The organism is Aminiphilus circumscriptus DSM 16581 (assembly GCF_000526375.1).
Lineage (GTDB): Bacteria > Synergistota > Synergistia > Synergistales > Aminiphilaceae > Aminiphilus > Aminiphilus circumscriptus.
The window spans coordinates 46,856-67,478 of sequence record NZ_JAFY01000005.1; the positions used below are offsets into that span (position 1 = coordinate 46,856).

General features: G+C 57.7%; 15 protein-coding genes and 3 rRNA genes. 8 read left to right on the forward strand and 10 right to left on the reverse strand.

Annotated features, from left to right (window positions below):
- The gene (locus K349_RS0107300; RefSeq protein WP_029165209.1) at nt 1-927 is read right to left on the reverse strand and encodes an ABC transporter permease; all 927 of its coding nucleotides are present in this window, start codon (nt 925-927) and stop codon (nt 1-3) included.
- An 84-nt stretch (nt 928-1,011) separates the two neighbouring features.
- On the reverse strand, nt 1,012-2,655 hold the full coding sequence (locus K349_RS0107305; RefSeq protein ID WP_245588021.1) for an ABC transporter substrate-binding protein: 1,644 nt from the start codon (nt 2,653-2,655) through the stop codon (nt 1,012-1,014).
- 370 nt (nt 2,656-3,025) lie between these two features.
- Here K349_RS0107305 and K349_RS18660 point away from each other — a divergent pair, with 370 nt between their 5' ends.
- Both K349_RS18660 and K349_RS19870 read left to right on the forward strand, forming a co-directional pair.
- On the forward strand, nt 3,026-3,175 hold the full coding sequence (locus K349_RS18660; RefSeq protein WP_084460276.1) for a helix-turn-helix domain-containing protein: 150 nt from the start codon (nt 3,026-3,028) through the stop codon (nt 3,173-3,175).
- 403 nt (nt 3,176-3,578) lie between these two features.
- Nucleotides 3,579-3,704 carry a hypothetical protein gene (locus K349_RS19870; protein WP_274703384.1) on the forward strand — a complete coding sequence of 42 codons (126 nt, stop codon included), beginning with the start codon at nt 3,579-3,581 and terminating at the stop codon, nt 3,702-3,704.
- A 225-nt stretch (nt 3,705-3,929) separates the two neighbouring features.
- Here the strand turns inward: K349_RS19870 and K349_RS0107315 are convergent, their stop codons facing one another.
- Nucleotides 3,930-4,796 carry a TIGR02757 family protein gene (locus K349_RS0107315; protein WP_029165211.1) on the reverse strand — a complete coding sequence of 289 codons (867 nt, stop codon included), beginning with the start codon at nt 4,794-4,796 and terminating at the stop codon, nt 3,930-3,932.
- 213 nt (nt 4,797-5,009) lie between these two features.
- Here K349_RS0107315 and K349_RS0107320 point away from each other — a divergent pair, with 213 nt between their 5' ends.
- A complete protein-coding gene (locus K349_RS0107320) occupies nt 5,010-6,809 on the forward strand; it encodes an IS1634 family transposase (protein ID WP_026369054.1) in 1,800 nt (599 codons plus the stop codon).
- An 81-nt stretch (nt 6,810-6,890) separates the two neighbouring features.
- Here the strand turns inward: K349_RS0107320 and K349_RS0107325 are convergent, their stop codons facing one another.
- The 3 genes from K349_RS0107325 to K349_RS0107335 all read right to left on the reverse strand — a co-directional run bounded on the left by K349_RS0107325 (nt 6,891) and on the right by K349_RS0107335 (nt 9,438).
- Nucleotides 6,891-7,199, reverse strand: coding sequence for a DUF2400 family protein (locus K349_RS0107325; protein ID WP_029165212.1), 309 nt, complete (start codon nt 7,197-7,199; stop codon nt 6,891-6,893).
- 141 nt (nt 7,200-7,340) lie between these two features.
- Nucleotides 7,341-7,874 carry a flavin reductase family protein gene (locus tag K349_RS0107330; protein ID WP_029165213.1) on the reverse strand — a complete coding sequence of 178 codons (534 nt, stop codon included), beginning with the start codon at nt 7,872-7,874 and terminating at the stop codon, nt 7,341-7,343.
- Between the two features lie 151 nt (nt 7,875-8,025).
- Entirely contained in the window at nt 8,026-9,438 is a 1,413-nt protein-coding gene (locus K349_RS0107335; RefSeq protein ID WP_029165214.1) for an NAD(P)/FAD-dependent oxidoreductase, read from the reverse strand.
- A 146-nt stretch (nt 9,439-9,584) separates the two neighbouring features.
- Between K349_RS0107335 and K349_RS0107340 the strand changes: the two genes are divergently transcribed.
- The 5 genes from K349_RS0107340 (at nt 9,585) to K349_RS20085 (ending at nt 14,219) form a co-directional block, all read left to right on the forward strand.
- On the forward strand, nt 9,585-10,367 hold the full coding sequence (locus K349_RS0107340; protein ID WP_029165215.1) for an SIR2 family NAD-dependent protein deacylase: 783 nt from the start codon (nt 9,585-9,587) through the stop codon (nt 10,365-10,367).
- Nucleotides 10,368-10,571: 204 nt separating this feature from the next.
- Nucleotides 10,572-11,510 carry a FlgT C-terminal domain-containing protein gene (locus K349_RS0107345; protein WP_029165216.1) on the forward strand — a complete coding sequence of 313 codons (939 nt, stop codon included), beginning with the start codon at nt 10,572-10,574 and terminating at the stop codon, nt 11,508-11,510.
- Nucleotides 11,511-11,513: 3 nt separating this feature from the next.
- Nucleotides 11,514-12,773 (forward strand): tetratricopeptide repeat protein, encoded by a 1,260-nt coding sequence (locus tag K349_RS20080; RefSeq protein WP_084460278.1) that lies wholly within the window; start codon nt 11,514-11,516, stop codon nt 12,771-12,773.
- Nucleotides 12,774-13,144: 371 nt separating this feature from the next.
- Nucleotides 13,145-13,813, forward strand: a complete 669-nt coding sequence (locus K349_RS0107355) for a hypothetical protein (RefSeq protein ID WP_157367326.1) — start codon at nt 13,145-13,147, stop codon at nt 13,811-13,813.
- A 145-nt stretch (nt 13,814-13,958) separates the two neighbouring features.
- Nucleotides 13,959-14,219 carry a hypothetical protein gene (locus K349_RS20085; RefSeq protein ID WP_157367327.1) on the forward strand — a complete coding sequence of 87 codons (261 nt, stop codon included), beginning with the start codon at nt 13,959-13,961 and terminating at the stop codon, nt 14,217-14,219.
- Between the two features lie 158 nt (nt 14,220-14,377).
- Here K349_RS20085 and rrf read toward each other — a convergent pair.
- From rrf to recA, 4 genes are all read right to left on the reverse strand, one after another.
- A 5S ribosomal RNA gene (gene rrf, locus K349_RS0107365) occupies nt 14,378-14,493 on the reverse strand.
- A gap of 49 nt (nt 14,494-14,542) precedes the next feature.
- Nucleotides 14,543-17,515, reverse strand: a 23S ribosomal RNA gene (locus K349_RS0107370).
- A gap of 89 nt (nt 17,516-17,604) precedes the next feature.
- A 16S ribosomal RNA gene (locus tag K349_RS0107375) occupies nt 17,605-19,127 on the reverse strand.
- The 16S, 23S and 5S rRNA genes sit together here, the layout of an rRNA operon.
- Nucleotides 19,128-19,448: 321 nt before the next feature.
- A complete protein-coding gene (recA, locus tag K349_RS0107385) occupies nt 19,449-20,612 on the reverse strand; it encodes a recombinase RecA (protein WP_029165220.1) in 1,164 nt (387 codons plus the stop codon).
- Nucleotides 20,613-20,623 lie beyond the last annotated feature (11 nt).

The following is a 20,623-nucleotide window of genomic DNA, read 5'->3' on the forward strand; positions in this document are numbered from 1 at the left end:
CTACTCGAACCGAACTCTCGGATCGATGAAGCCATAGGAGAGGTCCACCACGAGATTGGTCACCAGGAAAATAAGCGCCATGAAGATGACAGTTCCTCGGATCATGGGAAAATCCCTGGCCACAAGGGCTTCCACCGCAAGCCGGCCTATGCCGGGCCAGGCGAAGATCGTCTCCGTGAGCACCGCTCCGGAGAGAAGCTCCGCCACTTGGGTTCCGATGATGGTCACCACGGGGATCAGGGCGTTCTTCAGGGCATGTTTGATCACCACGATCTTCTCGGAGAGCCCCTTTGCGCGGGCGGTACGGATGTAGTCCTGGTTCAACACCTCGAGCATGCAGGAGCGCGTAAGCCGGGCAATGAGCGCCGCCGGACGGACACCGAGGGTCAGCACGGGAAGGATCAGATAGATCGCCTGACCGTCGCCGTAGCCGACTCCGGGAATCCAGTGCAGATTGTAGGCAAAGGCAAGCAGAAGAAGAAGCCCGACCCAGAAGACGGGAGCGCTGACTCCCGAGATGGCGAGGAACATGGCGGAATAGTCGAACACGGAATACTGCTTCACCGCCGAGACGATCCCTGCAGTGACACCGAGTACGGAGGCCACTACCATGGCCCAGAAGGCAAGACGCAAGGTAGCACCGAAACGCACGGAAAGAGCGATGGAGACCTTTTCGTTGCTCCGGTAGGAAGTTCCGAGATCGCCTCGGAGCAGCTCACCGAGGAACTTCGTGTATTGCCGATGCAGAGGAAGATCAAGCCCAAGATCGGCGCGTATCCGCGCCAGCGTCGCGGGATCGCCGCGCTGCCCCATCATGATGCGCGCAGGATCTCCTGGAACGACGGCCATGAGAATGAACACCACTGTGACGACACCCCAGAGGACGGGAATCGTGTACAGGAGTCTCCGAAGAAAATAGGTGAACACGAGCACACCCCCCAATTCAAAGTCGGGACGAAGACACACGAAAAGGGAGGAAAGACACGCTCTCCTCCCTTTGTCTCTGACGCCCTATTTCTTCGTCACCCACACATTATAGAGCGGCGTCGAGTAGTCACCCATGGCAGGCAGGTGCATGTTCTTCACCCATTCCTGCCCAAGAAGGCTTGTGGAGTAGTGGAAGAGGAATACCCACGGCGCATCCTCCACAATGAGCTGCTCCGCCTTGCGGTAGAGCTCGATGCGTTTATCCCAGTTCGTCTCCACCCGTGCCTCGGCGAGCAGGGCATCCACCTCGGGATTGCTGTAGAAGGAATAGTTCCCCTTCGATCCGTGATTGCTCGAATGCAGCAGCACGTAAAGGAAATTGTCCGGATCGAGATAGTCCACAACCCATCCCATGCGGAACATTTGTGTCTCCGCACGCTCGCACATGTCGAGGTGCACACCCCAATCGACGACCTTGATGTTCAGTTTGATGCCCAGTTCCATCAACTGAGCCTGGATCGCCTCTGCCACCGCCTTGTGCCGGGGGTTGTTGTTCACCTGCAGTTCGCATTCGAAGCCATCGGGATATCCCGCCTCTTTCAGGAGCGCCTTGGCCTTGTCCGGATCATAGCTGTACCCCTTCAGGTCTGGATTGAAACCGGGCATCCCAGGGGGTAATACCCCTTTACCGGGAGGATACCGCCCTTCGATGACGAGATCGCTGATGCGCTCCCGGTCCACCGCATAGTTGACGGCCTGGCGAAGCGCTCTGTTGCCCTTGAAAGGTTCCTTGCTATTGTTGAATCCGTAGTAATACGTTCCCACCCAGGGACGTTCCTGGAAGAGCGGCCCGTAGGTCGCCTTCGCCTCCACATAGAACTCATCGGGGAAATCCTGGAACGCGTCGAGATTGCCCTTCTTGAATTCCTCGTAGGCGATGGTGTTGTCAGGAATGATCACGAGTTCCACGCCGTCGAGATAGGGCAGTGGGTTCCCCTTGTCATCCTTCCGCCAGTAGTCAGGATTTTTCTTGAGAACCACTTTCTGGTCATGATCCCATCGTTCGAGCATGAACGGTCCCGTTCCCACGGGATGGAAGTTGAACTCCTTGCCCCATTTTTCCGCGTCTTCCCTGGGAATGACCATGAAGGAATTGTAGGCGAGGACACTGACAAAGGGCGCGAAGGAATAGGTCAGCTTGAACTGCAGGGTGTACTCATCCAGGACCTTGATGCCGCTCCACTCCGTCGCACCTGTTTCATCACGGCTGACGAAGTCCTGATAGCCCTCGATCATTTCTATGAAATACGCCCGGGGAGAATTGTCCCGCACCATTCGCTCGAAGGTGTACTTCCAGTCCTGTGCAGTAACTTCCCGCCCGCCGTTCGCCGTGGGTTCTCCCAGACATTCCTTGTGAAACCGGACACCCTTCCGGAGCTTGAAGGTCCACACCGTGCCGCCTTCGCTTCCCTCCCAGCTCTCGGCCAGCGCAGGGAGCACCCCTTTGCCATCGCTGTCGTTTTCCACAAGGCTGTCGAACATGAGGTAGATGGCCCGGCTGGAAACCGTATCCGTGGCTTGGGCTGGGTCGAGCTTCGGAGGGTCGTTGATCTCACGCCAGCGAAGGATACCGCCGTACACAGGATCTTCCGCAAAGGCGGCTCCCGCCATACAAAGGACGCCGAACGTCAAGAGGAACAACAGGAAGACTTTCATTTCTCTCTTCATGCATCCCATCCTTTCTTCGCACTCTCCATGCCTCCGAAAAGCATACGAACCGATCTTTCGCCGCATAACGCGTGCCTTTCCCTCGCGTCGAAGGGACTACCTCAGCTCCGAACTCCCGACGGACATCACCTCCCCTCTGAACCTCGCGCCGGTCGAAGGACCGTCGGGCGTATCTTTTGTGAGAAGAATACCGAAGACAACACGTCACACGCCGAGAAGCCAGTTCTCTCTTTCGGATGGTGGATTTACACTTCAAACGTAACAAGGGCTAAGGGAAGGGAGACACCCCGAGAAAAAACAGAGAGGTCCACGGCAAGGCCTTCGCTAAGATAGAGTCGCCACAACAGCCAGCTAGCGGGAGAAACCGGCCATGAGCCGCCACCATCTTGCCAGAGACGAGCGCGAGATCATCGTCATCGGCCTGCGAATCGGAGTATCCCCGCAGGAGATCGCTTCCCGGATCGGGCGTTCCAGGAGCGCCATCCGCCGGGAGATTCCGCGCAGGCGGCGGCGCCCGTGACAACAGCGGAGTTCGAGCTCAGGACCGCTCTGGCAAGGTTCGCGAATCCTGTTGAAGGTCTCTGAAACTGTCCGATCCCTTCGTTCTGGAGATCCTGCGCCGGGGAATGAAGAAACACTGGTCCCCGGCGCAGGTGATTCACCGGGAGCAGCTTTTCCTCGCGGTTCCCACGGTGTACCGCGGAAACCGCCCGAGGCCTTCCGGGAGCGATTCGGCCCTTGCTTCACCGCAAAGGGAACGTCTTCGTTCCCTTGTGGCCGCCCCCCTGAGAAGCAGGGCTTCGCCCCCCTGGCGAAAGCGGTCCCATGGATTCTTGATGGAGCGCCTACCGCAGCATCACCGTGGACAACGGCAAAGAGTTCGCCCGACATGCCCGGATGAGTAAGGAAAGGACTTCCGGAGCGTGAGCCGGGAGGAGGTGGATCAGTACGTGTCGCTCCTCGACAACAGGCCACGAAAGTGCCTCGGATGGCCCATTCCGGTGGAGGTCTGTCGGGAGCTGGCTCCACCTCCGTTGCGTTTGACGTGATAATTCCAGGAGTAAAAACAAAACGGAACAACACAACGTAATAAAAAAATAATATGGATTGCCTGTTTTGTTCTTCACCGTCAATGATAGCACGTTCCTTACTTTCCGTCATCTGAAGGCAAAAGACACGCTCCTCTTTCCTTTCCTGTACCACTCCGACGGAGGGAACCCCCTTTATCCGCTAAAATCAGCGCATATCCTTCAAATTTTTTCTCTTTCCATGAACTATTTCCCTTCGTTGCTCTCGTCGGGAATCTTGCGGCAGAGTTCTTCCATAGACAATTCGGGACGAATGCCGAAACGGGTGAGCACGAAATCATACCGAAGAGGATCCTCGGGATTGATCTCCCGGAAAACCCGCGTGGCCTCCAGCGCGGCGGCAAGATCCGGGTGACGTCTCTCGCAGAAACCCCAGGCCGAACAGAGAGCGAACATGTGCGTGTCCAGCGGTAAAACCAGCTCGGAGGGATGCAGGCACGTCCATCTCCCTGGATCTATGGCATCGCGACGGACCATCCACTTGAGGAAAAGGAACAGGCGTTTGCAGGCACTCCCCTTTTCCGGCGAAGCCAGAAGACTGCTCCGGTTTCTTCCCGGAGGCACGGCGCCAAGTTGCGTCAGCACCCGCACGAAAGAGGTCACCCCCCGCAGCGCACGAATGGAACGGTTCGCATGAAAAATTTTTCTTTCCCCCTCCATGGGAACGTTCATTCCCTCGCGAAAAAGGGACTCCAGTCCACCATACCGCCGCAGCGCCAGACGAATGGCCCGGAGCAACGCCACCGTCTCCTCCGGGTCTGTAAAACGGTGACGCAGCGGAAACGACGAGGCGACGAATTCTTCCTCCGGCATTCCGACAAGCCTGCTGGACGGTTCCGGACCGAGAATGTTCAGAAGAATTTCGACGCTCCTTTGGATCTGACGGACCTTACCGTAGGCGAAACATGCCGCCAGAAGACCCGCGACCTCCACATCTTCCGGCGTATCATACCGGTGAAGAAAAAGGACCGGATCCGGATCCAGATAACGAGGAGAAGCATAGGTTTCGTAGAGAGCATCGAAACACGTGCGACATCGCAGCGGAAGCAACAAGGACGACGCCTCCTTTCCGGTGGGACAACAGAGGGACCGGACACATCCTCTTTTTTCCCGACTTCGCCATTTTTCCCGAGAAAACAAGGATTTTTGAAAAAAGGGATGCAGTGTTCATGGGGGTTCAGAAGATCGGGAAGCCGGAAATCAAAATGTAGTGCCTAGCATATTTGCCCTATTGACATATTGTCTTTCTCCGGATATACTTCTTTTATGTATATCCGGGTGAAATCCTCAAAGCTCAGTCCGCGAAAATCAGTCCAGATCGTCAAATCCGTTCGCACCGGGAAACGGGTCTCCCAGGTCATTCTCCAGCACGTGGGAATAGCCCACGACGAGAAGCAGCTCTCCGAGCTCCGGGAACTGGGGCGGAAGCTCATTCTGGAGATGGAGGAGAGAGAGCAGCCCTCTCTTCCGGGGTTCTCCCTCCTCGAGAACGAAGAGGCGTGGGAGCGGCCGGTCGGGGACGGGGAGCGGGTCAGCCTCCGGGGGATGAAGAACCTGGAACAGGTGACGGAAGGGCCTGGGGAAGTCGTGGAGAGCCTGTTCTCCTCCCTGGGCTTCGAGGCGATCTTCGGGGTATCCAGCCGTGGGAAGGGGAACACGGAAGTCCTGAAGAAATGCCTCGCCTGCGCCCTCGCCAATCCTTCGAGCAAGCGGGGGATGTCCCGTTGGCTGGAGGACGAGGGCGGGACGGACATGTCGCTGAACAGGATCTACCGAATGATGGACGCCCTGGCGAAGAAGACGGACCGGGTGAGGGAGATCGTGGCGCGGGAGACCGCGTCCCTCTTCGAGACGAAGGCGTCGCTGCTGCTCTTCGATGTGACCACCCTCTATTTCGAAAGCTTTGAGGCGGATGCCCTGAGGGTGTCGGGGTACAGCAAGGACAACAGGATACAGGAGACCCAGGTGGTGCTCGCCCTGGCGGTGACGCCGGAAGGATTTCCCCTCTGGTACGACCTTTTCCCGGGAAACACCTTTGAAGGGCATACTCTTGTGCCTGTGCTCAGGAGATGCATGGAGACCTTCTCCCCCCGGCAGGCGGTGGTGGTGGCGGACCGGGCCATGTTCACGGAAGAGAACCTGCACGAAGTGGAGAAGGCGGGATGCTCCTTCGTCGTGGGAGCGAAACTCCGGGGTCTCAGCCGGACCATGAGGGAGAAAATCCTGGACGCCGGGAACTACTCCCCCCTGCCCGGAGGTTCGCCTGTCTTCCCGGAGGGTGAGAGAGAAACGTGCAGCCCTTCCCGTTGGTACTCCGTCCCCCTCGAAAACGGGAGAAATTTGCTCGTCACCTGGAGTGAACAACGAGCCCGGAAGGACGCCTCCGACCGGGAACGGCTTCTGGCCCGACTGCGGAAAAAACTGCAGGGGAAGAAGGCTCTTCCGGGAAAAAGCCTTGTCACCAACCGGGGGACGAACAAATACCTCTCCCTTGAAAATGCAAACGGACAGGACCGCTACATCCTGGACGAAGAGAAGATCCTCCGGGACAGCCGGTGGGACGGCCTTCACGGAGTCATCACCGACCTGCCCGTGGAAAGTGCCGCGGAAGCGCAGGACATCCTCGCCCATTACGGGAGCCTGTGGCGCATCGAAGAATCCTTCCGGGTGAACAAGCACGACCTCTCCATCCGCCCTGTCTATCACTGGGTACCCCGCAGGATCGAGGCCCACATAGCCCTCACCTACCTCGCCTTCGCCCTCCTCCGGCATCTCCAGCACCGAGTGGCGGTCCGGCAGAACGCGGTGATGAGCGCCCGGGCCATCCGGACCGCCCTGCTGGATGTCCAGTCCACCCTCATGAAGGACGAAGAGACGGGGAAACTCTACCGGTTCCCGAAGGCCATGAGCGAGAGCGCCCGGAAGATCTACCGTTCCCTGGGCCTCGTCCGGGGACTGGGGAACACGGAGATCCTGTCGGTGAGGAAATACAGGAACCGGAAAGGGATCCGGAGCGCCGGGACGGACGGAGACGGAACAGCGGGGGAAGAGACGGGCAGGAACTGAACGAGCCGGGAGCAGATCTCCTGTTTCCCTTTCGAAATACCTTTCGGAGCCCCGAGACACGGTGAGACCGAAAAATCCGCCTCAAACGACAGCCCCTCTTTTCACAGAATTGAAAAGAGGGGCTGTGTAGTGCCCACCCAAGATGCACTTTCCGGTGTTTGCAAGGCTTCCCGTTTCAAACCCGGCGAAGTCGGGAATTTCGACGCTCCTTTGGATCTGACGGACCTTACCGTAGGCGAAACATGCCGCCAGAAGACCCGCGACCTCCACATCTTCCGGCGTATCATACCGGTGAAGAAAAAGGACCGGATCCGGATCCAGATAACGAGGAGAAGCATAGGTTTCGTAGAGAGCATCGAAACACGTGCGACATCGCAGCGGAAGCAACAAGGACGACGCCTCCTTTCCGGTGGGACAACAGAGGGACCGGACACATCCTCTTTTTTGCGAGCGAGGAGGTCCGGTCCCCTGAACAGCCACCGGGTCTATTCCGGAGGCCGCGAAGAACACGATATATCGCAACCCGAACCGTCAGAGCCCCTTCACATCGTTGAAGACGGATGTGGGCGAATTCTTGTGGGACTTGCCCTTCTTGAGACGATGGTAATCCGCATAGGTGAGGGGGTCGCCTTCTTTGACGACTTCGGCGCTCGCAACCTCACCCACGAAGAGGATATGCGTATGTACCTCCTGAACGGCGATGACCTTTGCCTCCAGCACCGCCACCGTCCAGTCGAGGATGAAGGGGGAACCGAGAGGCGCCGGTCGGTACTGAACATTGCAGAACTTATCGATGTCTCTGCCACACTTGAAACCAAAATTCCCGATGAACGGCATGGGCACATCCTGCTCCAGGACGGACACGGAAAACACGCCGCTTTGCCGGATGAACTCCGTGGTGAGATTGTTCCTGTGAAGACAGGTCGTGACACAGATGGGCTCTGCGGTGATTTGCATGACCGCATTGGCGATCTGTCCGTTACATTTCCCCTCCCAGGTGGCTCCCACGATGTACAACCCATAGCTGAGTTTGAAAAGCGCTCTCACATCCAACGTCGTCTCCATGAATTTTCCTCCTTCTCACTCCACAGCAAGCCATACAACACCTTTCCGGAACAACTTCCCTCACATCCTCGCCTGCAGCTCCTCCAGGGAATGCCGTAGCGTGTGTCGCACCGATCCCTCGACATTCCTCCGCGCCTCTCTCGGGTCCACATCACTGTCCCTGCGGAGAAAAAGGTTCCGCAGCCCTCAGGATGGAGCGGGCTGCCACGAGGCCGCTCGCGGATGCCTGAATCACGCCCCTCGTCACTCCGGCCCCGTCTCCAGCGGCGTAGAGCCCGGAAATGGAGGTTTGCAATGTTTCGTCCAATCCGAGACGGAGGCTGTAGAATTTTACCTCGACCCCATAGAGGAGCGTATGAGGGCCATTGATGCCGGGCATGATGGTGTCCAGGGCGTGAAGCATCTCGAGAATGTCCGTGAGGTGGCGATAAGGAAGCACAAAGGAGAGATCTCCCGGCTCCGCCTCCGCCAGGGTCGGGCGGACCAGTCCCCTTCGGATCCGCTCCGCCGTTGAACGCCGGCCCGCCCGAAGATCCCCGAGACGCTGAACCAGTACCGTTCCTCCGAGCATGTTCGCCAGCCGCGCAATGTGCGTGCCATACCCATTGGGATCGTGGAACGGTTCGGTGAAGTCGGTGCTCACGAGAATGGCGAAATTGGTGTTCTCCGTCTTCGTCTCTCTGTTGCTGTGCCCGTTGACGACCACCACCTTGCCGTCGCTCTGATATTCCGTGACCACCTCGCCTCCCGGACACATGCAGAACGTGCGGACCCGATCGTCGAACGTAGGCGCGTTGAAGAGCGCCTTCACTTCGTAGAACTGCTCGGTGAGACCGTCCGCCCACTCCCGGGGAATTTCGACCCGTACACCGATATCCACTGGAAGGGAGTCCACGTGCAACCGGAGTTCTCTCGCAACGCGCTCCATCCAGTGGGCACCTTCCCTTCCGGGACAGACGAGCACGAATCGGGATGGAATCTCCCGGCCATCCACCAGGCGAATCCCTTTCACCGCACCGTCGTCGGAGAGGATCGACGCGACTTCCGTCTCGAGCAGTACGTCACAGCGTGATGCAAGCGCCTCCCGGACGGCGGCGAGAACCTCCTGGGAACGATCCGTTCCGATATGGCGGATTTTTGCGGGGATGACCTGAAGCCCCGCAAAACGCCCCTTTTTGACCACCTCTCCGGCGAAGGCGGCATCGGGCTCGAAGACGGGCGTGTCCGCGCCGTAGTGAACCCAGATCGCATCCACTTCCGGGATAAGCTGTTCGAGGACATGCCTTCCCACATAGCGCTCGAGGTTGCCTCCGAATTCCGGAGTCAGCGTGAGCTTTCCGTCGCTGAATGCTCCGGCTCCCCCCCACCCGCAGATGACACTACAGGGAGAGCAATGGATGCATTGCCCCACCGCCCCGTTCTTGAGCGGACATTTCCGCCCCTCCAGGGAACGCCCCTTGTCCACGACGAGAACCGAAGCACCTTTTTCCGTCAGTTCCAGAGCGGCGAAAAGTCCCGCAGGACCTGCACCAACAATGATCACATCGTATCGCTTTTCCGCCACGCTCCATTCCCCCCGGAAAGCATCTTAAAGCACCTTTCACAGCTCGTTCCGCCTTTTCGCAAAAGCTTTTGACATTGTACCATGTTGCGTTTCTCCTGAAAGGCGCCTATCCTGAACCCGGAAGAGCCTTTCAGGAGGTGTACCTCATGCCGCAAGCTTTTGATGAACAGGTGACGCGCTGCGCCGCAATGCTCGAACAGGCCCAAAATGTTGTCCTCCTCAGCGGAGCGGGCATGTCCACAAGCGCGGGCATCCCCGATTTCCGAGGTCCGAACGGACTCTATCGAACCGCGGGAATCGCCGACCCCGAGCGCATTTTCGATCTCTCGGAATTCTCTCGAAACCCCACACTCTTCTATCGCTTTCACAGGGCGTTCCTCACTCTTCTCGATACCGTCCGACCCACGTTCGCACACCGCTTCTTCGCGGCCCTTGAACAGAAAGGAATCCTCAAGGGCATCGTGACCCAGAACATCGACGGCCTCCATCAACGGGCAGGATCATCCCACGTGCTGGAAATTCACGGCGGGATCGAAACAAGCACCTGCGTCCGGTGCTCCCGAACCTATTCCCGCGAGGAGACAACAAGGAAGGCCTTCGAAACGGACATCCCCCGCTGCGATTTCTGCGGAGGTGTACTCAAACCGGATATTGTCTTTTTCAGCGAACAGGTACGACACCTGGAGGAGTGTGTACACCTGGTAAAAACCTCGGACCTGCTCTTCGTGGTCGGTTCATCTCTGACGGTCACCCCTGCGGCGCTTCTCCCCGCTTATGCCGGAAGGGATATTGTCGTGGTCAATAGAGGGTCTCTTTCCTTCGACTACCTTCCCAAGAGGCGAATCTCCCTCCTGGTGGAAGAGGATATCGATGCCTTTTTCAAGGCGGTGGACACACGATTTTCTCTCGTTTCCGAAAACGGGACGTGATACCCTTCTCTGTCGTATTCGCCCGTCTCTTTCATCGTCAGACTGTACGTTCGGAGCGTATGTGCTTTACTCGTCCCGAAAATTCTCTCCGGATGGGGAAAAACTTCCCTGCCATCTCAACCTTTTCCCTTCCGCCTCCGATACCTGAAGCGGATTCGTACGAATGCGGACACTTCTCCGCACGCTTTTCCCGGAAGGATTGTGATGCGGCTCATGACAAACGGCGCTCAGAAACGTTTTTTTCGTTTCCTTTCCGGAGCGATCATCGTCGCTCTTGTGGGAATCGTTTCCTCGGCCCGGGCGGAAATCATTCCCCGCGAGGGAGTTTCCATTGCCCTTTTCCCCGTGCGCAACGACACGGAAATCGTGGTATGGCCGAACAAATACTACCCGCAGGACGTCCTCCCGGAAAAGATCGGTCGGTTCCTCTCGGAGCTGTTGAAACAGTCTCCCTTGGCCGATGTCTCCACCCTGGATGAAGAAGACCGCGCGCTCTGGCTCTCCGGTGCACGAAGAGGCGAAGATTTCGCCGTGGAGGTCGAACTGTACCGTTTTCTCCCCAAGAGAACCGGCACTCCCATCCCCGTGGGAACGACCACCAAGGGATCCGTGGCGTTGCGGATGACCGTCTACGACGGGACTTCAGGCAGCGTCCGCAACAGGAGCGTCATCGAAGCGAAAGAGGCGCGCCTCACCTTTGACCCGGACTACGACCCCAGCAAATCCCCCTACTGGGAATCTTTTTCCCGCAGCGTGTACTGGGCGACCATCCAGCAGGCCTGCCGTCAGGCGGTGGACGATCTCGTACGGGGGTACACGGGGTTCCGTATTCTCGGGCGACTTATCGCCCCCACAGCAACTTCCACTAAGGAGAGGCGGGAATACATTCTCTCTCTCGGGAAATATGATTCTCTCAAAGTAGGCGACGTGCTTTCCGTCATGCGGAGCGACACCTATATCACTGTGGATCCCGAAAATCCCGTGGTCCTGCTTCCGCAGCTCATCGGCGAAGTGACCGTGACCTTCATCAAGGAACGGGAGGCGATCGTGGTCGTCACCAAAGAAGATTCCAAAAACCCCATCCGCTTGCGCGACCTGGTTTCCGTGCCGATCTACAAACCGAGGAAAGGAGAAGGTTTCTGAATCATGATTCGACGAATCGTTCCCTTCGCAAGGGGAAAGCAAGAGCAGGAGCTTCCTCCTCTCGGCAGATTCTTCTTCGGATGGCTTGCCTTTGTCTGTGCCTGGGGGATTCTCCTTTTTCCCTCCGGAACCACGGCAGCCCCTTCAGGACAAATATCCGTACAACAATCGGTTTCAGAAAACGAGGACGAGGATGTCCTTCGTCTCGCCTGGAAAGCAGGACAACAGCTGTGCCTTGAAGGACGGTTCACGAAAGCCGTCGCCTATCTCCGGCAGTACGTCAAGGAACGCCCGAGATCCGCGGACGGGTGGTATTGGCTTGGCAAGGCACAGGAAGGAGCAGGAAATCTCGAAAAAGCCCAGGAAGCCTACCGCACGGCACTCGAGGTGGACCCCGAATACCCGGCTCTTTCAAGGATCCTCGCCGCCCACGAGGACGGGAATGCACTTCCCCTTTGGGATCCCGCACAGCAACCCTTCGGTGCGCAACCGATAATCCCGAAAGGCCAGGCCTACTACATTGCGCCTCAGGTACACCCGGTGGAAATCCTTGTTCCCCAGGGTGTCGTACAGGGACCCGCTCCACAAATGCTCCCGATGGCGGCTCCAGGCACATTTCCACAGCAGGGCGGCGTGGTACCGATCATGCCGTCCCCACAGGGCATGGTCGTCCCACCTGGAGGAGTTCCCCGGATCGAACTTTCCGAACCGTTCCCGAGCCTGTCAGAACAGCAGGAACAACTGGAGCCGGTTTTTACCGATCCTTCCCCTTCCTCGAACAAACCGAGTTCGACACGGCCTCGGGTTCCTCTTTCCTCTCCCGTCGTTGTGAAACCCGCAACGCCGCTCCCGTCGGGAGAGCAACAGCATCCATCCTCCTCGAAGAGCGTACCTGTCTACGTTCCACCCGCACCAACGTCACAATCAGGGACATCGACAGCGACAGGAACACCTCTTCCCCAACAGAATCTTTCGCTTTCGCCGGCGCAACCCTCGGAAGAAGAAACCCCGATTCCTCAAACGCCTCTGTATATGCCGCCAGTTCCTTCCGAAGGCGCACCAACCGTTCCTCTTCAGGATCCGCCAACAATTCCGCCGGCGACACCGGGAAGTCCTGTTTTTCTGCCACCAACGCCGGCTACGCCGCAGCAACCCTCTCTGGACAGGTTTTCACCTTCGGCGACTACCGATTTGGAGAGCGTTCCCCAAGCACTTTCCGGAGACGTCTCACAGGATAACAACACTGCTCCCGACTCGGATTGAGCACGTTACTGGATCACCTTAAACATGTTATACTTATAAAATCTCTGAATAAGGCTACGTCAACCCCGCAGGGCGCCTCGCAGAGCCTGATGCGACCCGAGTCAAGGAAAAGCCAAAGGTCTTTATTCAGGGCTTCCTTACTAAAGAAGAGGCGATTCTTCCCTGCCGGAAGTTGCTGACAAGACTCTCGTGTTTTCCATGTGTTCTTGGGCGTCAAACGGGATATTTGCTCCGCGGCAAAGGTTTTCTTCGGGGAGCTTTTTGGACAAAGGTGTTTCGCAAAAGCTTTTTCAAGGATTTCACAACCGATGCAAGGAAGGTGACTGTCTATGCGTCGATTTGTTTTACTGCTTTTCGCAGTGGCTTTGTTCTTGGGGGCGTTGGCCGGCGGCGGAGAGTGCACCACCTATGTGGTCGAACCCATTCTGGTCGCACAACCCGTTTACGCTGGCATGACCTTTCATGTCTATCGTCCCGCGACGTTGCCTCAGGGGTGGTTTCTTACCTATGATGGTTACGCGGTGACCCAGGCACCGGGAGGCGTATGGTTTTACGGTTCCTCCGCCGGAAACGGTCACATCATTCGCACTGATTTCGTAGTGGGCGCCGTTGTGCCGACCGCAGTTGCCCTGGTTCCTTACGTTTCGATTCAGAGCACCCCATCACAGCAACCCGTCACCGTTGTGCAACCAGGCATGATGTCTCCCTCCTGGAGCAACAATGGGAATTTTCAAATGGTAGCCCGCTGGAGAGGCTTTGTGGATCGAATGGCAGTTCTGGACAAACCTCGCGTCCCCCTTGCATGGAAAGGCGACGAACCAACGGTGGTCTTTGCCTGGACGGGGCAAAGCTGGTATCAGATGAAGGCCCGGAAGGGTGAAACTGCTCCCCAGGTACTTCAGCGCCACCTTTATTCCCTGACGAGGATGGTAAAGACCAATCAATATTCCTGGAATGACCAGGAAACACCGCTTCTGGCAAATCAGTCGGTGCTCTGGGGCTTTTTGTGGATGGGGCACGTTGCCCCGATCAACTTCTGATCACAGCGAAACACATAGTTCATAGTTCCGGAAAAGACGACTCCACCGGCTCGTTGCAGGATCGGTGGAGTTTTTTCCCGGGAGCGCTCTTATTCGTTCGAAAGGTCGTCTGTTTTTTCGGGTCCGGTATGCCCGGATGAGTTCGGTGCTCGGCGTTCCGGTCTACTTCGCCCATCCCCATAGCCCCTGGGAACGGAGAAGCAATGAAAACACCAACGGCCTCCTCAACGGCCTCCTCAGGGAGTTCCTGCCCAAAGGAAAGGACTTCCGGAGCGCGAGCCGAGAGGCGTTGGATAAATACGTATCGCTCCTCAAAGAGCGGGCCACAAAAGTGCGGCAGATGGCGTACGATTGTGGAGACATCTCTGAATCCGGTTTTACCTCTGTTGCGTTTGGGAATCTCTGAATAAGGCTACGTCAACCCCGCGGGGCGCCTCGCAGAGCCTGATGCGACCCGAGTCAAGGGAAAGCGAAAGGTCTTTATTCAGGGCTTCCGTAGGAGAAGAAACGGCATGAAAAAAGAGATCCCGGAGATTTCTCTCCGGGATCTCTTCGATATTAGGTTTCTGGCAGTGACCTACTCTCCCACGGGTACCCCCCGCAGTACCATCGGCGCTGGAAGGCTTAACTTCCGGGTTCGGCATGGAGCCGGGTGTGTCCCCTCCGCCATGACCACCAGAAACCAATTCTTGCACCCGAAACATCTCAACAACCTGCGCAGCATTTCAAGAGGAAGAGGCCTCGGCGGATTAGTACCGGTCGACTCAACGGCTCTCACCGCTTACATCTCCGGCCTATCTACCCTGTCGTCTTCAGGCCGCCTTACCTGGCTCTCCAGTGGGGAATCTCATCTTGGGGTGGGCTTCCCGCTTAGATGCCTTCAGCGGTTATCCCTTCCGCACATGGCTACCCGGCTTATGCAGCTGGCGCCACAACCGGTACACTAGCGGTGCGTCCACTCCGGTCCTCTCGTACTAGGAGCAGCTCCCCTCAAATTCCCTACGCCCATGGTGGATAGGGACCGAACTGTCTCACGACGTTCTAAACCCAGCTCACGTACCGCTTTAATGGGCGAACAGACCAACCCTTGGGACCTGCTTCAGCCCCAGGATGCGACGAGCCGACATCGAGGTGCCAAACCTCCCCGTCGATGGGAACTCTCGGGGGAGATCAGCCTGTTATCCCCGGGGTAGCTTTTATCCGATGAGCGACGGCCTTTCCACACAGCACCGCCGGATCACTAGGACCAGCTTTCGCTCCTGCTCGAGATGTCTCTCTCACAGTCAGGCTACCTTATACCCTTGCGCTCAACGGGCGATTTCCATTCGCCCTGAGGTAACCTTCGCGCGCCTCCGTTACTCTTTGGGAGGCGACCGCCCCAGTCAAACTGCCCACCTGACACTGTCCGGCGCGCGGATTCACGCGACGCCGTTAGAATCCCAGCACATCAAGGGTGGTATCCCAACGTCGGCTCCACGAAAACCGAAGTCCTCGCTTCAATGCCTCCCACCTATCCTGTGCATGATCTACCGAAATCCAATATCAGGCTACAGTAAAGCTCCACGGGGTCTTTCCGTCCCACCACGGGTAACTGGCGTCTTTACCAGTACCACAATTTCGCCGGGTCCCTCGTCGAGACAGCGCCCAGATCGTTACGCCTTTCGTGCAGGTCGGAACTTACCCGACAAGGAATTTCGCTACCTTAGGACCGTTATAGTTACGGCCGCCGTTTACTGGGGCTTCGGTTCAAAGCTTCGCTTGCGCTGACCTCTCCCCTTAACCTTCCAGCACCGGGCAGGCGTCAGTCCCTATACGTCGCCTTACGGCTTATGCAGAGACCTGTGTTTTTAGTAAACAGTCGCCTGGGCCTGGGTTCTGCGGCCACCCTCAGCTCCAAAAGTCTTTTCTTCACCAGGGTGGCACCCCTTCTCCCGAAGTTACGGGGTTAACTTGCAGAGTTCCTTAACGAGGGTTTTCCCGTTCACCTTAGCCTGCTCAGCCAGCCCACCTGCGTCGGTTTACAGTACGGGCGCTCGATGTCCTCCCTAGCGGCTTTTCTCGGCAGTGGGGCGTCAATGTCTTCGCTTCCGTGGAAGCTCCGCGTCAGGTCTCAGGATTATGGACTCGCGGATTTGCCTACGAATCCTCCCTACGCCTTTGCACCGGGACGTCCATCACCCGGCACACCTAGCCTGCTGCGTCACCGCTTCGGTAATAACGGCCACCAAACGGGGCAGGAATGTCTACCTGCTGGCCATCGCCTACGCCTTTCGGCCTCGGCTTAGGTCCCGCCTAACCCTGGGCGGATCAACCTTCCCCAGGAATCCTTGGGCTTCCGGTGAACATGATTCTCACATGTTTCGCGCTACTCATGCCGGCATTCTCGCTTCCGTACGGTCCACCAAGCCTCACGACTCGACTTCTCCCCATACGGAACGCTCCCCTACTACCAAGATCTTCCGATCTCGATCCGAAGCTTCGGCTGCAAGCTTAGCCCCCCACATTTTCGGCGCGGCAACGCTCGACCAGTGAGCTATTACGCACTCTTTCAAGGGTGGCTGCTTCTAAGCCAACCTCCTGGCTGTCTGGGCGTCACCACATCCTTGTCACACTTAGCTTGCCATTCGGGGCCTTAGCTGTCGGTCTGGGTTGTTTCCCTCTCGACTACGGACCTTCTCACCCGCAGTCTCACTCCCATGGATCCGGTCTACGGTATTCGGAGTTCAGTTGGATTTGGTAGGTCCTGCGACCCCCGCACCCATCCGGTGCTCTACCCCCGTGACCTTCTGCCCATGAGGCTGCACCTCAATGCATTTCGGGGAGAACCAGCTATCACCCGACTCGATTAGCTTTTCACTCCTATCCACAGCTCATCCGAGACTTTTTCAACAGGCACCGGTTCGGTCCTCCAATCGGTTTTACCCGATCTTCAACCTGGCCATGGATAGATCGTCGGGCTTCGGGTCTTTTCCTCGCGACTCTACGCCCTCTTCGGACTCGGTTTCCCTGCGGCTCCGGACCTCCTAGTCCTTAACCTCGCCACGAAAAAAAACTCGCCGGCTCATTTTCCAAGAGGCACACCGTCACGGCTTGCGCCGCTCCGATTGCTTGTAGGCACGCGGTTTCAGGTCTCTTTCACTCCCCGCCAGGGGTGCTTTTCACCTTTCCCTCTCGGTACTGCTCCACTATCGGTCGCTTATGGTATTTAGCCTTGGAGGATGGGCCCCCCTGATTCAGACGGAATTTCACGTGCTCCGCCCTACTCGGGATCCGACTTCCGAAGGTCCGTTCCTTTCGCCTACGAGGCTTTCACTCTCTGCGGCAGGCTTTCCCAACACCTTTCGGCTAGAAACGAACTTGCTCACTTCGGGAAGACGCTGCGGCATCTTCGCATTCGGTCCCTCGACCCCGACTACGCAACGCCCGCAGGCTTGGCACGTACTCGGTTTAGGCTCTGCCCGTTTCGCTCACCACTACTCGGGGCATCTCTTCGATTTCTTCTCCTCCGGTTACTGAGATGTTTCACTTCACCGGGTTGCCGCCTCTTGCGAGGCGCCTCGTCTTCTACGAGGCGGGTTACCCCATTCGGGTATCCGCGGTTCTCGGGATGCTTGCTCCTCCCCGCGGCTTTTCGCAGCTTGCCACGCCCTTCTTCGGCCATAAGCGCCAAGGCATCCCCCGCGTGCCCTTGATACCTCTCCCTCTTGCTGCTGCTACGGTTGTCAAGATGCTTCGGGTTCTCTATACCCTACAAGTCCGAAGGCGCAGAGAGTGAATACGGGGCTCCTTAGAAAGGAGGTGATCCAGCCGCACCTTCCGGTACGGCTACCTTGTTACGACTTCACCCCCCTCACCAGACACACCTTCGACGGCTCCTCCCTCCGAAAAGGTTAGGCCACCGGCTTCGGGTGCACCCGACTCGGGTGGTGTGACGGGCGGTGTGTACAAGGCCCGGGAACGTATTCACCGCGGCTTGGCTGATCCGCGATTACTAGCGATTCCAGCTTCATGGAGTCGGGTTGCAGACTCCAATCCGAACTGGGAACGGCTTTCTTAGGATCCGCTCAGGGTCGCCCCTTCGCTTCCCGTTGTGCCGCCCATTGTAGCACGTGTGTCGCCCTGGACATAAGGGCCATGATGACTTGACGTCATCCCCACCTTCCTCCGGCTTGTCGCCGGCAGTCCGCCGAGAGTTCCCGCCCGTAGCGTTGGCAACTCGGCGCAGGGGTTGCGCTCGTTGCGGGACTTAACCCAACATCTCACGACACGAGCTGACGACAGCCATGCAGCACCTGTGCACGCTCCCTCACCGAAATGAGGGTCCTTCACCTTTCAGTTCCGTACTACGTGCATGTCAAACCCAGGTAAGGTTCTTCGGTTTGCATCGAATTAAACCACGTGCTCCACCGCTTGTGCGGGCCCCCGTCAATTCCTTTGAGTTTCAGTCTTGCGACCGTACTCCCCAGGCGGAATGCTTATCGCGTTAACTCCGGCACGGATGCCCGACGGCACCCACACCTAGCATTCATCGTTTACGGCTGGGACTACCGGGGTATCTAATCCCGTTCGCTCCCCCAGCTTTCGCACTTGAGCGTCAGTATCCGGCCAGGAAGCCGCCTTCGCCACTGGTGTTCCTCCCGATATCTACGCATTTCACCGCTACACCGGGAATTCCACTTCCCTCTCCGGTACTCCAGTCCGACGGTTTCGTCCGCAAACAAGGGTTGAGCCCTCGCCTTTCACAAACGACCTGTCGGTCCGCCTGCGTGCCCTTTACGCCCAGTGATTCCGGACAACGCTCGCCCCCTACGTATTACCGCGGCTGCTGGCACGTAGTTTGCCGGGGCTTCCTCGTGTGGTACCGTCACTCGCTTCTTCCCACACAACAGGAGTTTACATCCCGAGGGACTTCTTCCTCCACGCGGCGTCGCTGGGTCAGGGTTGCCCCCATTGCCCAATATTCCCCACTGCTGCCTCCCGTAGGAGTCTGGACCGTATCTCAGTTCCAGTGTGGCCGGTCGCCCTCTCAGGCCGGCTTGCCGTCTTCGCCTTGGTAGGCCGTTACCCCACCAACCAGCTGATAGCCCGCGAGTCCCTCCGGAAGCGGATCGCTCCCTTTCACCTCTCGGCTTATGGGGTCTTAGCAGTCGTTTCCAACTGTTGTCCCCCTCTTCCGGATAGGTCCTCACGCGTCACTCACCCGTCCGCCACTAACATCCGGCTTCAGCAAGCTTCCACCAAATGCCCGTCCGACTTGCATGTGTTAGGCACGCCGCCAGCGTTCGTCCTGAGCCAGGATCAAACTCTCCAGAGTTTTCCTGCTGCTCGCTCTTCGGCTTCCGCCGATAGGGCTTCCCCTTCACGCTTCACCATAAAAAGATTGCTCCCCTACGGCTCCACGACTCCGAGGGCGCCCTTCCCGTCTTTCTCTCTGCTGCCTTCGAACTTGTCAAGGTGCTGAAGCGTTGCTTGCTCCTCTTGGGAGCGCAAGGGATATTTTATCAGCCATCTCTAAAGCTGTCAACATCTCCTTTGGCTCAGTTTTTACACAGTTTTTCCGTGGCGAAAAGACGAGCAACCTCCACGGCAAAAGCCTCCACGCGGGGGGCACGGAGCAGGGCCGTGCCGGTTTGCATCAAGCGTTGTCCTTGTTTTCCTCTATCTGTATTTGCGAGACATCGAGATCAAGGATGCCCTCCTCGAGCAGAAGCTCGTCCGAGGGGTGCGAACTGCCTCCCTCCTCATCATCCGGAGAGGCGTCCGGAGGTGACAAATCGAGACCCATTCCCTGCGTTTTTCGGGCAAGCACTTCCTGGACGATCTCCGCAAGCAGTTCCGGGTGCTCCTGGAAGTATTTGGCGAGGTTGTCCTTTCCCTGCCCAAGGGTTTCCCCTTTATAGGCGAGCCAGGAGCCCTTACGTTTGATGACACCGATGTCCAGTGCCATATCCACCGCGGCCATTTCCCGGGGAACGCCTTTTCCGTAAACGAGAGTGGTATGAGCTGTCCGGAAAGGAGGCGCCAGTTTATTTTTCACTACTTTGATCCACAGTTCGTGCCCGATCGCGTCGTCTCCCTTGTTCATGGCTTTACCGCGCTTTACCTCGATGCGGAGGGAGCTGTAGAATTTCAACGCTCTTCCGCCGGTGGTGGTTTCCGAAGGGCCGGAACCGTATCCGGAAGAAATCTGGGCACGGAGCTGGTTGATGAAGACCACCACCGTCCTGCTTCGGGAAATGGAAGAAGTGAGACGACGTAACGCGTAAGACATGAGCCGCGCCTGGAGACCGACCTGCTGAGGATCTCCGATCTTCCCGTCGATCTCCGCCTGGGGACTGAGGGCGGCGACGGAGTCCACGACGACAATATCGACAGCCCCACTTCGGACGAGTGCGTCGAGAATGTAGAGCGCCTGTTCGCCGCTGTCCGGCTGAGACAGGTACATGGAAGCGATGTCCACCCCGACTGCGGCAGCCAGACGGGGATCCAGCGCATGCTCCGCATCGATGAAGGCAACGATGCCTCCCTGCTTCTGAGCCTCCGCCAGAGCATGAAGGGCGATGGTCGTCTTTCCCGACCCCTCCGGACCGAAGATTTCCACGACCCTCCCCCTTGGAAGTCCTCCGACACCGAGAGCAACGTCAAGTGGAAGAATTCCCGTAGGGATCACTTCCGTCTGCGGCAGATTAGCCTGTTCTCCCAGACGCATGATCGCTCCCTCGCCGAACTTGCTGCGGATATCTCCCAAAGCCTGGTCGAGAATATCTTCCCGAGTCAACTGATCCTTTCGTTTTGCCATCTTCCGATCCT

What these genes read in the sequence shown, in the direction of transcription:
- K349_RS0107305 (WP_245588021.1), bottom strand. Translation starts at nt 2,655, where the DNA reads ATGAAGAGAGAAATGAAAGTCTTCCTGTTGTTCCTCTTGACGTTCGGC.
- K349_RS18660 (WP_084460276.1), top strand. Translation starts at nt 3,026, where the DNA reads ATGAGCCGCCACCATCTTGCCAGAGACGAGCGCGAGATCATCGTCATC.
- K349_RS0107320 (WP_026369054.1), top strand. Translation starts at nt 5,010, where the DNA reads ATGTATATCCGGGTGAAATCCTCAAAGCTCAGTCCGCGAAAATCAGTC.
- K349_RS0107330 (WP_029165213.1), bottom strand. Translation starts at nt 7,874, where the DNA reads ATGGAGACGACGTTGGATGTGAGAGCGCTTTTCAAACTCAGCTATGGG.
- K349_RS0107340 (WP_029165215.1), top strand. Translation starts at nt 9,585, where the DNA reads ATGCCGCAAGCTTTTGATGAACAGGTGACGCGCTGCGCCGCAATGCTC.
- K349_RS0107345 (WP_029165216.1), top strand. Translation starts at nt 10,572, where the DNA reads ATGCGGCTCATGACAAACGGCGCTCAGAAACGTTTTTTTCGTTTCCTT.
- K349_RS20080 (WP_084460278.1), top strand. Translation starts at nt 11,514, where the DNA reads ATGATTCGACGAATCGTTCCCTTCGCAAGGGGAAAGCAAGAGCAGGAG.
- recA (WP_029165220.1), bottom strand. Translation starts at nt 20,612, where the DNA reads ATGGCAAAACGAAAGGATCAGTTGACTCGGGAAGATATTCTCGACCAG.